Here is a 13,380-nt window from a genome sequence, read left to right on the forward strand (position 1 = left end):
ACCTCCCCGGGCCCTTGGCAACTCAGTGAATTCTCAGAGAGAACATAACGTCATGTCAACGCCGGAAAAAAACTTTAAGAAAACTTCCCTGTGCAGCCGGAAAACGGGCCCCGAGGAGCACAGACCGTTATGGTTTCGAAATGGATTCCCAACCTGCAGATGTGATATGGAACCATTCATTTCGACTGAGCTATTCCTTCCAAGAAGCGAAGGGAGCCGGGTGTCTTCTGCACACGATATGTCGGATCCACAGTGCACCACGAATCCAGCCGGCGGCTCGTGCCCTTCTCCATCCCATCTGACGATAGTTCTGCGGTCAGACGCGGTTTTAGCACGAACGGAATCGATCTTCTGTAGTCTGAAGCCTAAGATGCAAAGCCCGGAGCCCGGCATTGGGCAGCAGAGGAAGCTCATGCCCATGATGAAAAAGCCTGCGAAGGACAAGCTGCGGGAAGCCTACCGCTGCTATCCGAGGGCAGTGCGCGAGTTCTTCAGGAACGATGGCCTTGACGGCGGCGCTTCCCTCTCCTTCTACATGGTGCTCGCCATGTTCCCCGGACTGCTGGCGCTGATCTCCCTGCTGACGCTGACGGGGACCAGCGAAAGCGGCACCGAGTGGATGCTGGAAGTGCTGCGCCTTGCATTGGCCCCCAACGGCGAAACGCTGAGCGGTGAATCAAAACAGCTGTTGGAGACCGCAGAACAATTGCTCGACACCCTGGCAGAGCACGCCGCCGGAACAACGCTGGCGATCATCGCCGGTTCCCTCGGTGCCTTGTGGAGTACCTCCGCCTATGTCGGGGCTTTTGGCCGGTCGATGAACCGGTTGTACGGGGCAGTGGAAGGACGGCCGCAGTGGAAACGCCGTCCGCAGATGTTCCTGATCACCCTGCTGATCATGATCCTGGCGGTCATCACCATGGTTTTGCTGGTTGCCTCGGGCTCCGTCGCTCAAGCGCTGGGGAACGTCTTCGGGCTGGGCGACAGCTTCGTCACCATCTTCAACCTGGCCAAGCCTCCGGCGCTGCTGGTGGTTTTCCTGCTGGTGCTAGCGCTGCTGTACTACTACACCCCTAATGTAAAGCGTCCGCGGTTCCAGTGGTTCTCGCCGGGCACCATCACAGCGATGATCATCCTCGGACTTTCCATGGCCGGCTTCAGCATCTACCTGAGCAATTTCGCCAATTACTCGGCCACCTACGGCGCCATCGGCGGCGTGATCGTACTGATCATCGCCTGCTGGGTCAGCAATATCGCCTTGATCCTCGGCGCCCTGGTCGACATCGAGTTCATCCGGCTCCGGCAGCTGCGCACGGGAATGCCATCGGCAGAAGAGGTCCAGCTGCCGCTGCGCGACTCAACGCTGGTGGCCAAAAAATCCCTGTCCAACTACCGCGATCTGGTCCAGGCCCAGGAAATCCGCATCCAGCACGGCGGTGATCCGCTGCAGGACATGGGAGTGGACCCGGAAGGAAAAACCAAGCGCAAGGCCAAGCTCGCACCCATCGTCCTGGTCGCCGCAGCAGCCTGGGCCGCCTCCCGGTGGGCAACCAAGAAATCACTGCAGAACCAAGGCCTCAGAAAAGACTGACTAGGCTGTTCACCGCCCACAGGAGCGCCGCCGCCCCCAAGACCAGCATCACCGCAAGCCATAGGGTGGCGAAGGTGCCTGTCGCCTGGGCAATCAGGTAGGCATCTGACTGCCCCAGATCACGCCGCCTCCAGGTGTGCACCCCGAGGACCTTGATGAAGTCCTTCACTCCTGCCAGCAGCAGGAACCCGGCCACCAGCAGGGACAGATAAACATAGGTGCCTGCCGGGGCGAAGAACACCACGGCCAGCGCCACCGCCGAGGTGATCAGGCAAACCACCACCGCCGGCCAATTCCGCGCGAAGAACAGGGCCAGCAGGAAGAACAGCGCATAAACACCCAAGGCGCGGCCGGCATAGCCCCCGGAAATCGCCCACAGCATCACGGCAGAAACCCACAACGGCGCCGGATAACCGAAGAGGCCCGAGAAAATCACCGAGAATTTTCCCCGGCCCCGGCTGACCACCTCGCCGGAATGGTCCCATCCCAGTCGCAGCCCCATGACGAATCGCCCGGTGAGCATCGCGGCGACGATGTGCCCCATCTCGTGGACGAGCGTCGAATACAGCCCGGTGATCCGCCAGATGCGTCGCGGAAAGACCAGCAGCCCCGCCACGGCGGCCAAGGCAAGCCACTGCCACCCCAGCAGGTCGACCGCAACCGGTTCGGCCAGGCGAGCCCATGCTTCGCCGATGTTCAGGTTCATTTGCTGCTCTTCCGCTCGGGCTGCACGAGCCCTGGCCCGTGTTCGCCTCCATTCTTCCAAGCCCCTGCCGGCGAGCCGCGCAGCACGACACGTGCCCGTCCAAGTTCTATGAAAAGTCACAGCTGCCAACCATAAGATTGGTGCAGCAAGTGAATATTTATAACTGGAGGTTCATCGTGTCCCGTTTGGCATCAACTGCACTGGCAGTCACCGGTTTGGCTGGCGGCTACGCCACTGGTCGCGCGACCAAGAAGCGGCCGCTGGCGGCAGTGGTCCTGGGTGCCGCAGGCGTGGGCGCATTCCTGGTCTGGAAGAAGGATGCAGGAACCGCCAGGGCCGTCACCCTGCTCTCGGCCTACCTCGGGGGCTTCGGTGCGTCCCACCCGCTGGCCAAGAAGATGGGCGCATGGCCTGCGGTCAACGCGGTCACCGCAGGCGTCGGCGTGCTCTCACTGCTCCTCGGCGGCAAGAAGAAGGCCGCTGACCAGTAAGAACCGCAATAATCCTTTTGTCGGGGCCGGGTGCTACGTTGACTAGATACATATCCAGTCGGCGAAAGGCACCGGCCCCGTGTTCTTTTTGAACAACAAATTCGTATTCTCGGCCAGCGACCTGTCGATCGCCGTCGATTGCCAGTACCAGTCGCTCTTCGTGCTGGACGTCGCGCTCAAGCGCCGCGAGAAGCCGGAGGCTGTCACCGACGAGATGCTGCACCGCACCGCCCTGCTCGGTGACGAGCATGAGCATCGGGTCCTGGAGCAGCTGGTGCGGACCTACGGCGAATACGATCCGCAGACCGGCACCGGGGTCAAGCAGTTCACCGACCGGCCGCAGAAGACCGAGGAATCCCTGCGCCAGGCCCACGAACAGACGATGGCCGTGCTGCGCAGCGGCGCCGACGTGATTTTCCAGGCAACCTTCTTCGACGGGTCCTTCGTGGGCTTTGCCGACTTCCTGGTCCGCCAGGACGACGGGTCCTGGGCGGTCTGGGATACGAAGCTGGCCCGCCATGCCCGCGTGAGCGCCCTGCTCCAGGTCGCGGCCTACGCGGACCAGATGATCGCCGAAGGCATCGAGGTCAACCGCCATACGACCCTGGTGCTGGGCGACGGCACCCATTCAACCCATCGCATCGACGAGATCCTGCCGGTCTTCCGCGCGCAGCGCGAGCGCTTCCTGGCCAACGTGCACTCGCATACCGCTTCCGACGCACCGGTGGCCTGGGATTCTGACCGGCTGCGCCTGTGCGGACGGTGCGCCCTGTGCGCCGAGCAGGTTGAACAGACCCGGGACGTCCTGCTGGTTGCAGGGATGTCCATGGCGCAGCGCGAAAAGCTCCGCCGCCAGGGCATTGTCACCATCGACCAGCTCGCCGCGCTGGAACCGGAGTGGAATACCGCGCTGGGACGCGCAGTGGAACAGGCAAGGATGCAGGTCGGCCTCGACCCCTTGGCGCAGTCCATCCAGGGCGTCTCCTACCGGGTGAAGTCCTCGCAGACCATCACCAAGCTTCCCAACCCGGACCAGGGCGACATCTTCTTCGACTTCGAGGGCGACCCGCTCTACCAGGAGCCGCTGGATGGCTCCTGGGGCCTGGAGTACCTGTTCGGCGTGATCGAGAACGACATCGGAGAACCGGTGTTCCGCCCCTTCTGGGCCCATAGCCGGGCCGGCGAGCGCCAGGCCTTCCTGGAATTCATCGAGTACGTCGAGGCACGCCGCCGCCGCTTCCCGAACATGAAGATCTACCACTACGCGGCCTATGAGAAGAGCGCCCTGCGCAAGCTCTCCCAGGTGCATATCGCCGGGGAAGACGAAGTGGACCAGTGGCTGCGCGAGAACCTGCTGATCGACCTGTACGACACCGTGCGCAATTCGCTGGTCGTTTCCACCCGCTCCTACTCGATCAAGAAGCTCGAGCCGCTGTACATGGGCGAGCACCTGCGTTCGGGGGACGTCACCGATGCCGGCGCCTCCGTGGTCGCCTACGCCCAGTACATGGAGGCCCGCGATGCCGGAGACGACGCGAAGGCGCGGCACGTCCTGGAGTCGATCGCGGACTACAACGAGTACGACTGCCTGTCGACCCTGCGCCTGCGGGACTGGCTGCTGTCCGTCGGCGATTTCCAGCCGCACACGCTGCTTCCGGAATCCGCAGTCCCAGAAGCCGTCGAGGAGTACGAGCCCTCCCCCGAGGAGCTCCGCCTGCAGGACTACCTGGCGGCGCTGCCCGAGGGGGAAGCGCTCAGCGCCGACGACCGCGCCATTGCGATGGTCGCCGCCGCGACCGGCTACAACCGGCGCGAGAAGAAGCAGTACTGGTGGGACCACTTCGACCGGCTCAGCAAGCCCATGGACCAGTGGTCGGACGTGCGCGGGGTCTTCATGGTGGATTCGGCGCAGGTGCTCGAAGACTGGCACAAGCCCACACCGCGCGCACGGACCGTGACGCGTATTTCCAGACTGCACGGCACCCTGGCCGAAGGTTCGCTGCTCTCCCCCGGCTCCGGGGTGTTCGCCATGTTCGCAGCTCCCCTGCCCGAGGGCATGGAGGTCGACGCCGAGGCGCTGCGCGGCGGCGCGTTCAATGCAACGGTGGTGGAGGTCGGCGACGGCTGGATCACCATCGCCGAGAAGACCAGCGGCAAGGTCCCCGAATACGGGGCCTTCCCGGTCGCGCTCACCCCTGACAAACCCATAGCCACCAAGAGCATCGACGAGTCCCTGGCGCACATCGCCATCCAGGTGGGAGCCACTGTGCCGGTGCTGCCGCAGCAGCCGGGCATCGACATCCTGCGTCGCATCCCGCCGCGCCTGAAGACCCTGGAGGCGCCGGTCCAGCCGGTCGTGGTGGACGGCAGCGCACAGGTATACCAGGCGGTGGCGCAGACGCTGCGCGACCTGGACAACTCCTATTTGGCGGTGCAGGGACCTCCGGGCACGGGCAAGACCTTTGTCGCCTCCCATGTGATCCGCGAACTGGTGGAAGCCGGCTGGAAGGTCGGCGTCGTGGCGCAGTCCCATGCGGTGGTGGAGAACGTGCTGCACAAGGCCATCGCCGCCGGCGTGGACCCGGAGGCCGTGGCCAAGGAGGTCAAGTACAAGGACCCGGTGCCATGGCACGGCACCACCAAGGAGGACCTGTCCAGCGTGCTGTCGGGTTCGGGCGGCGCGCTGATCGGCGGCACCGCCTGGACCATGACCGGTTCCAAGGTGCCCGCGGGCAGCCTGGACCTGCTGGTCATCGACGAAGCCGGGCAGTTTTCGCTGGCCAACACCCTGGCGGTGTCCAGGGCGGCCCGCAACCTGCTGCTGCTCGGGGATCCGCAGCAGCTGCCGCAGGTGACCCAGGGGTCGCATCCGCAGCCGGTGGACGAGTCGGCGCTCGGCTGGCTGTCCAACGGCCGGCCGGTGCTGCCCGGGGAGCTGGGCTACTTCCTGGCCGCCTCGTGGCGCATGCACCCGGCCCTGTGCGCCAAGGTGTCCGCGTTGAGCTACGACCACCAGCTGTTCTCGGCGCAGGCCGCCGGGCAGCGCAGCCTGGCCGGCAGCGCCGCCGGGGTGGAAACCCGGCTGGTGGAGCACCGCGGCAACACGGTCAGCAGCGCGGAGGAAGCCGGGGAAATCGTCCGGCTGGTGCGCGAACATCTGGGATCGGAGTGGACCCCGGCGCAGGATGCCGGCGCCCGCAGGCTGGCCGCCGAAGACATCCTGGTGGTCGCGGCCTACAACGCGCAGGTCAACATGGTGCGCGAGGTCCTGGAATCCGAGGGGCTCGCAGAGGTGCGGGTCGGCACCGTGGACAAGTTCCAGGGGCAGGAAGCCCCGGTGGTGCTGGTGACCTTGGCCTGTTCCAGCGCGGATGACGCGGCCCGCGGCATCGACTTCCTGCTCAACCGCAACCGCATCAACGTGGCTATTTCCCGGGGACAGTGGAAGGCGGTCATCGTGCGCAGCGACCGGCTGACCGACTACCTGCCGTCCAGCCCGGCCGCCCTGTCCCAGCTGGGCGCCTTCATGGGGCTGTAGCCGGGCGGAATCCTCCGCCCGGCCGATCCGGTGCGCGCTCAGCGCGCCGGATCGATGACCTTCTGGACGTCGAAGAACTCGGAGAGCACCGGCCGGTCCCCGCGCAGCTCCTTGGCGAACTGCAGCCCGTCGATGTTGATGCGCATCTGGCGCTGGTAGTCGTCGGTCTGCTGCATCCATGCGCGGATGGTGCCGTCCACGCCGTAGAAGTACTTGAATCCCTGGTCCTTGAGGTATTCGTAGCGGCTTCCGGAGTACTTGGCGGTGCGGGCGATGTCCGAGCCGAACGGGTAGATCAGGTGCTCGGTCTTGCCCACGATCGGCTCGACTTCTTCCTTCCACAGCTTCATGTCGCGCTTGAAGCGCGCCATGTCCACGGTGCCGGTGGAGATGTGGCCCCAGGAGTGCGAGGCGAAGACCCAGCCTTCGTCCTTCATGGCGTCCGCGACCGCGGTCGCGGCCTTCCGGTCCTTTTCCAGGTTCTTGTTATCCGGGTACTGGCTGGCCGAGGTGCGGTAGCCGAACTCGCCGTTGTACCCGGTCATGGCCACGATGCCGCGGGCGTCGCGGTAGGAGAAGTCGGGGTGCTCCTCGATGAAGTCGTCGAGCATGGTGGTCACGTCGTAGGCGCCCACATGCGTGGCGCCCTTGGCATCGGTGTACTCGTTGCGGACCTTGCCGTCGTCGTCCACCAGCAGCTTGCTCGCAAAGCCGTCGCCGTCCATGTACTCGTAGTAGCTCAGGTCGTCCACCGACAGCACCAGCGGCTGCTTGCCCTTGGGAAGCATGATCTTGCGATAGGCCATGTTCCCCTTCTTGTCCGGGGCGGCGAAGTCCGCCGGGTTCACCAGCACGAAGTCCCTGGCGTAGAGCTCCTTGATGATCGCGGTGAACTCCTTTTGGGTCACCATGTAGTCCTTGTAGCCCTGGGCTTCCCCGTCCCCGTCGAAAGCGCGGTCCGTGTCGATGACCAGCGAGTGGAAGAACAGGTGCGGGATCGCATCCGGCCTCTCCCAGGCGACGGTCTGGGACTTTTCCTCTTCCAGCCCCGGGACCAGCTTCTGCAGCTCTTCGCTGGAATCCTTGGAGGCCAGCTTGATGGCGGCGGAGTAGTCGTAGCCGTCGGCCAGCCGATTGACCTCCGCCTTCGCCTCGGCCACGCGGGCCTGCTCCTGGGCCGCCTGGGCCGAGGCATCCGGGGTGGCGGAGGGTCCGTTCCCCGCGTCCTGCGGGTTGGGTTGCTCACTACTGCATCCGGCGAGCGCCGCCACCAGGATCCCCGCCGCCAGCAATCGTGCGAACTTCATCATTTTCGACCTCCATGCCCGAAACGCGCCGAAAACCAGCAGATACGGCGTTGTCATCGTCTGCTTCCGACACTACACAGGCCGTCCGCCCAAGAACACCGAATGCCGGTTCATTACTCCAATCGATACAGAACTGGAATCCGCCGCGCAGGAAGCGCACACTTGGCGCGCAGTCCGATGCCCTAGAATTAGGAGGTTAGGCGTCGAGAAGATCAAGGAAATTCATGCAGCCCTCGCACCGCGCGAATAGCCTGTGGATTCAGTCCCAGCAGTTCAGAAGCTCGGCGGCGTACCGGCTCTTAACGGCCCAGCCCTGGGCGGTCGCCTTCATCCGCGCGGAGTTCACCGCCGACCGCCCGCGCATCGCCCTGGAACTTTTCCACGCCTCGCTGGATTCCTTCCTGAAAACCGCCCGCCGCGGCGACGAGCAGATCCCGCAGTCCTACAGTGCCCAGGATTTCGCCGAAACATGGGTCAAGCAGGGACTGCTGGCCCGGCCGCTGATCGACGGACGCTTCGTCTACGAGCCCAGCGCCCAGACCCTGCGCACCCTGCGTTTCCTGGCGGATTTCTCCACCGACGACTCGCACCTGAACTCCTCGCGCCTGAATACCCTGCTGTCCTCGCTGGAGTCCCTGGCCCACGAGACCGACCCGGATCCCGAGGCCCGCATCCGCGCGCTGGAATCCCAGATCGCCCTGCGCCAGGCGCAGATCGACCAGCTGCGCGCCGGCACCGATCCGGCGGTGCTTTCGCGCACCACCGCGCTCTCCGCGGCGCGCTCCGTGCTGGATCTGGCCGCGAGCCTCCCGGCGGACTTCCGCCGCATGCGCGACGGCGTGCAGGAGATGCTGCATTCGCTGCGCGAGGGAATCCTCGATGCCTCCACCGCCAAGGGCGTAGCGGTGGGCCAGGTGCTGGAAGCCGACCGGCAGCTGCGCTCGACCGCCGAGGGCGAGACCTTCCGCGGCTTCACCGAGTTCCTGAACTCCCCCGATGCCCAGCAGCGTTTCCGTGCGGCGCTGGCCGAGGTGCTGGAGCGCGACTTCGTGGACGACCTGGACACCCCCGAACGCCAGATCCTCACCAACCTGCTGCGCGAGCTGCGCCGCCAGGCCGCCGAGGTGCACACCTCCTACGGCAAGCTCTCCGAATCCCTGCACGCCTTCGTGCAGTCCGAGGCCTACAAGCAGGCCGAGCTGCTGCGCCGGGCAGTGCGCGAGGCGGAGGCTGCGATCAGCAAGTCCGCGGCCCTGAAGCCGCGCAGCGGGCTGGCCCCGCTGGAACTGTTCGCCCCGCAGTTCGTCACCCTGCACGGGCTGGGCATCTACGACCCGTCCGAGCACGTGGCCCCGCCGCCGCTGGCCCACGCGCCGGAGTTCAGCGCCGAGGACATCGTGCGCACCCCCAGCACGCCGGAGGCGGACATGCCCGCGCTGCGCTGCGCCATCGCGCAACGGCTGCGCCGCGCCCCGGACGCCCCGGTGCCGCTGGATGAGATGTTCGCCGCGCTGCCGGCCGAGCACCAGCACTTGAACACCATCCGCGCGCTGATCGAAATCGGGCGCACCAACGGCGAAACCCTGCACGAGGGCGAACTTCTGTGCATTGAATTCGCCCAGCTCGACGGTTCCCCGCGCACCGCCTACCTGCCCGCCCTGAGCTTCACGAAGGAGCCGCTATGACCTACACCGACTCATATGCCGCACCGATCACCGATCCCCTGTTCGACGGGGACGCCGGCAGCTTCCCGCTCCCGCTGCGCCAGCTGCTGGTGCGGCTGCTGCGCGGCCCGTACCTGGACGGCTCCATGGACGCCGCGGCCTGGCAGCTGCTGCTGGATTCGCAGGACACGCTCACCGCGTACTTCTCGGAAATCTTCTTGGCCCTGAGCCTGGACATGGACCGCAAGATCGCCATGCTGGCCCCGGTGGACATCGAGCAGGCGCACACCGCGCCGATCGCCCCGCGCCGCCCGCTCAAGCGCGACGAGACCCTGCTGGCGCTGCGCCTGCGCCTGTTGCTGGAGCAGCAGTCCGGCACCGGGGCCGACGCGGTGATATCCCGCGCCGGCATGCACGAGATCCTGGCCGAGCACCGCGCCGCCGCCGACCGCGACGACAAGCGCTTCGCCGAGTCCTGCGACGCGGCCATCGCCCGACTGGGCTCGCTGAGGCTGCTGACCAATACCGAGCTGGCCGACGAATTCCGCATTTCCCCGGCGCTGGCCATGGCCCTGCCGCTGTCCTCCATCCAGGACATCCCGCGCTACATCGCGGCCATCGACGCCAATGAGAGCGTGCTGAACCTCTCCGGGGCGGAGCCCGACGAGGCCGACGCATCCGAACAGACCGACGCACTGGTGCAGGAGTAGCCGATGAGCATTGAAATGACGCTGCCGCTGGGCGGCGAGATCAACCCCGGCCAGCACCGGCTCTCGCGTGTCCAGCTGGTGAACTGGGGAACCTTCCACGGGCTGCACGACCTGGCGGTGGACCGCGCCGGAACGCTGGTCACCGGCCACCCCGGCGTGGGCAAGTCCACGCTCTTCGACGCCATGGGCCACGTGTTCTTCGCCAGCCCGCGGCTGAACGAGTCCGCCAACGACGCGGCCACCCGAGAGGACCGCCGCACCACCTATTCCTACATGCGCGGACGCAAGTTCAAGACCAGCGCCGGCACCGTGTTCCAGCGCCCCGGGGCCACCTGGAGCGCCGTGCTGCTCAGCTACCAGGACGGCATGGGCAACACCGTCAGCGCCGGCGCGGTCTTCGACCTGCCGGATGCCGGGCTGGAAGGCCAGGTGTCCAAGCACTACCTCTTGTGCGAGGGCGGACTGGACATCGCGCAGCTGGAGAACCACGGCCCGCGCCGCTTCACTGTCTCCTCGCTGTCCAAGACGCTGGCCCCGACCGAAGCCTTCGACACCCACAAGGCGTTCATCGACCGGCTGCGCCGCCGTCTGGGCGTGGAAAGCGACAAGGCCTTCGCCCTGCTGCGCACCCTGCAGAACGGCAAGGGCCTGGCCAAGGGGGTGAACCAGTTCTTCCGCCACGAAGTGCTGGAGGAACCGGCCACGCTCAAGGCCGCCGCCGCCGCGGTGGAGGACTTCGCCCACCTGCGCGGCATCTACCGGCAGCTGGACACCGCCCGCGCCCAGCGCGACGTGCTGGCCGCCGTGCCGGAGCAGGACCGCGCCTACCGATCGCTGGCCGGGCAGATCGATGGCACCCGCCAGCTGCTGGAGACCGAGCTGGCGCAGCTCGAAACGCAGGTGCGCCAGCTGGTGCTGCGCAACGACCTGGCGGCGCACCGCGCCGAGCATGCGGAACTCACGGCCAAGCAGGCCGCGCTGGGCGAACGCAAGGCCAAGCTCGATGACCAGCTGCAGTCGCTGGAGGCCGCGCATGATGCGGCCGGATCTGCCTCGTTGATGCTGCTGGAGCGCGAGGCGGACTCCGCCCGCAAGGCGCTGAGCGAGAAGGAACGCGTGCTGCGCGCCCTGCAGGAGCAGGCCGACCAGGCCGGGCTGGCCTTCGAATTCAGCGCCACCGGGCTGGACGAGCTGCGCGCCAATGCAGCCCGCACCCTGCAGCAGCTGGACTCCATCACCAAGGACGCGCAGACCGTGGAATACGAGGCCATGGCCTCGCTGGTCAACCTGCGCAAGCGCGCCGACACCCTGGCCGAGCAGATCCGCTCCTACCAGCGCCGCAGCACCAACATCGACGACCGCTCGGTCGCGGCCCGGCGCGCCATCGCCTCGGCCTGCTCGCTGCGCGAGGAGCAGCTGCCCTTCGCCGGCGAGCTGATGGACGTCTCCGCCGACTGCGCCATGTGGCGCCTGGCCGCGGAAAAGGCGCTGCATTCGGTGGCCCGCACGATCCTGGTGCCCGGCGAGTTCCTGGCCCAGGTCACCCACGCCATCGACAAGCTCGACGGGCTGGGCCGGGTGCGTTGGGCGGACATCTCGCTGGCCCCGCGCGAGGCGGAAGCCGGACCGGCGGACCTGGTCACCAAGCTGGACTTCGCCCCGGGCGAGGCTGGCGCCTGGCTGCGCGCCAAGATCACCGCTGACTACCCGCTGGCCTGCGTGGAGAACGACGCGGCCATGCACATCCACCCCAAGGCCATTACCCCGTCCGGCACCATCAAGACCGGCACCGGCATCTTCGAGCGCGACACCCGCACCCTGCCGGCGTCCGAGTACCTGCTGGGCTTCACCAACGAAGCGAAGATCTCCGAGCTGCAGTCCAAGGCCGCGCGCCTTGAGATCAAGGTGCAGGACGCCAAGAACGCCGCGGATGACCGCAGCGCGGCCAAAACCAAGGTGCTGGCCAAGGCGCAGCTGCTCGGTGCGCTGATCAACGACGAACGCAGCTTCGCGCAGCTGGATGCCGCCCCCGCGCTGGAAGCCCTGCGCCGCAGCGAGCAGAAGCTGGGCGACGCGCTGGCGCTTTCCGGCGATTCCTCCCGGGTCCGCACGCAGATCGAGGCCGCCAAGGCCGAGGCCGAGCAGCTGGTCGGGGACCTGGCGCTGGTCCGCTCCCGCGTCGGCGAACTGGGCCTGCAGATCGAGCGAGCCGAGAAGGTCATGGCTTCCGGCCCGGCGGACGACGGCGACTGGCTGGAGCGGGTCCCGGCGGCGCTGCGCGGCCATGAGCTGCTCGGCGGGTTGCTGGAAACCGTTAGCACCGGCAACTGCCCCGCCTCCGAGGAGATTTCCAACGCCTTTGCCGAGGTCAAGCTGCAGCTGGCGAGCCAGCTGAGCGAGCTGACCGCGCGGCGCCAGGAACTCGGCGGCGCGCTGAGCGAGACCTTCCGCCGTTTCGCCCGCGAATTCGGCGGCTCCCATGCCCAGACCCACGGCACCTCCCCCGAGGCCGCGGAGCACTATGCCCGGCTGCACCAGCAGATCGTCGCCGACGGCCTGCCGCACCACGAGGCGCAGTTCCGCGAATACTTCGCCAACCGCTCCTACGAGCGCTTCAGCGACCTGCTGCAGCTGCTCGACGAGGAACGCCGGATGATTTCCGAGCGCATCAAGCCGCTGAACCAGATCCTGGGCGAGGTCGCCTTCGAGCACGGCTCGCTGCTGCGTCTGGAGGTGGAAAGCTCCATCCCGGTTGAGGCCGCCGCCTTCCGCAAGGACCTGAAGAACGCCCTGCAGGACGCCTACACCACCAAGGACGAGGGCACGCTGGCCAGCTCCTACCAGGCGCTGGAGGCACTGGTCTCGGCGCTGAGCGAGCCAGGCCTGTCGGCCTGGCGTTCCACGGTGCTGGACGTGCGCCAGCACGTTCTCATCAGCTGCAATGAGCACAAGCCGAACGGCGAGGTGGAGACCGGGCTGGAGCCGGGCACCCTCTCCGGCGGCGAGGGGCAGCGCTTCACCTCGTTCATCATGGGCGCCGCGCTGGCCTACCAGCTGGGGTTCGCCACCGCCGGGTTCACGTCCTTCGGCACGGTGATGATCGACGAGGCGTTCATCCAGGCCAACTCCGAATATGCCGCGGCGGGCATCCGCGCGCTGCAGGAGTTCGGTTTCCATCTGGTGCTGGCGGCCCCGGAGGACAAGATCGATTTGAGCCGCCATCTGGGCTCCATCACCGACATCATCAAGCACCCGGGATCCAGCGTCTCGGGCTTCGTCACCACCGGCCGTTCCCCGGCCATGGCCACCACCATCACGCTGCGCTAGCTGCGCGGCGCCATGCATGGCCCGCAGGACGCTGAGCCACGCATCC

At 66.7% G+C, this 13,380-nt stretch carries 8 protein-coding genes; 6 read left to right on the plus strand and 2 right to left on the minus strand.

Going from position 1 to position 13,380, the window contains the following annotated elements:
• Window positions 1–418 precede the first annotated feature (418 nt).
• Window positions 419–1,591 (plus strand): YihY/virulence factor BrkB family protein, encoded by a 1,173-nt coding sequence (locus tag IEY43_RS13140; RefSeq protein WP_188949032.1) that lies wholly within the window; start codon window positions 419–421, stop codon window positions 1,589–1,591.
• Here IEY43_RS13140 and IEY43_RS13145 read toward each other — a convergent pair.
• Window positions 1,578–2,297 (minus strand): M50 family metallopeptidase, encoded by a 720-nt coding sequence (locus tag IEY43_RS13145; protein WP_188949033.1) that lies wholly within the window; start codon window positions 2,295–2,297, stop codon window positions 1,578–1,580. The genes IEY43_RS13140 and IEY43_RS13145 overlap by 14 nt on opposite strands.
• A gap of 176 nt (window positions 2,298–2,473) precedes the next feature.
• Between IEY43_RS13145 and IEY43_RS13150 the strand changes: the two genes are divergently transcribed.
• A complete protein-coding gene (locus IEY43_RS13150; protein ID WP_188949034.1) occupies window positions 2,474–2,788 on the plus strand; it encodes a hypothetical protein in 315 nt (104 codons plus the stop codon).
• Between the two features lie 79 nt (window positions 2,789–2,867).
• Window positions 2,868–6,326, plus strand: a complete 3,459-nt coding sequence (locus tag IEY43_RS13155) for a TM0106 family RecB-like putative nuclease (RefSeq protein WP_188949035.1) — start codon at window positions 2,868–2,870, stop codon at window positions 6,324–6,326.
• 38 nt (window positions 6,327–6,364) lie between these two features.
• Here IEY43_RS13155 and IEY43_RS13160 read toward each other — a convergent pair whose 3' ends face one another.
• Window positions 6,365–7,636: a polysaccharide deacetylase family protein gene (locus IEY43_RS13160; RefSeq protein WP_229777401.1), complete on the minus strand. Its 1,272-nt coding sequence runs from the start codon at window positions 7,634–7,636 to the stop codon at window positions 6,365–6,367.
• A gap of 221 nt (window positions 7,637–7,857) precedes the next feature.
• Between IEY43_RS13160 and IEY43_RS13165 the strand changes: the two genes are divergently transcribed.
• The 3 genes from IEY43_RS13165 to IEY43_RS13175 are packed head-to-tail and all read left to right on the plus strand — an operon-like array spanning window position 7,858 to window position 13,334.
• A complete protein-coding gene (locus IEY43_RS13165; protein WP_188949036.1) occupies window positions 7,858–9,318 on the plus strand; it encodes a DUF3375 domain-containing protein in 1,461 nt (486 codons plus the stop codon).
• Window positions 9,315–10,007, plus strand: a complete 693-nt coding sequence (locus IEY43_RS13170; RefSeq protein ID WP_188949037.1) for a DUF4194 domain-containing protein — start codon at window positions 9,315–9,317, stop codon at window positions 10,005–10,007. The genes IEY43_RS13165 and IEY43_RS13170 overlap by 4 nt, the downstream gene beginning before the upstream one ends.
• A 3-nt stretch (window positions 10,008–10,010) precedes the next feature.
• Window positions 10,011–13,334: an ATP-binding protein gene (locus tag IEY43_RS13175; RefSeq protein WP_188949038.1), complete on the plus strand. Its 3,324-nt coding sequence runs from the start codon at window positions 10,011–10,013 to the stop codon at window positions 13,332–13,334.
• The last annotated feature ends 46 nt before the right edge of the window (window positions 13,335–13,380 follow it).

Origin of the sequence: Glutamicibacter protophormiae (assembly GCF_014647495.1) — a bacterium.
Taxonomy (GTDB): Bacteria; Actinomycetota; Actinomycetes; order Actinomycetales; family Micrococcaceae; genus Glutamicibacter; species Glutamicibacter protophormiae.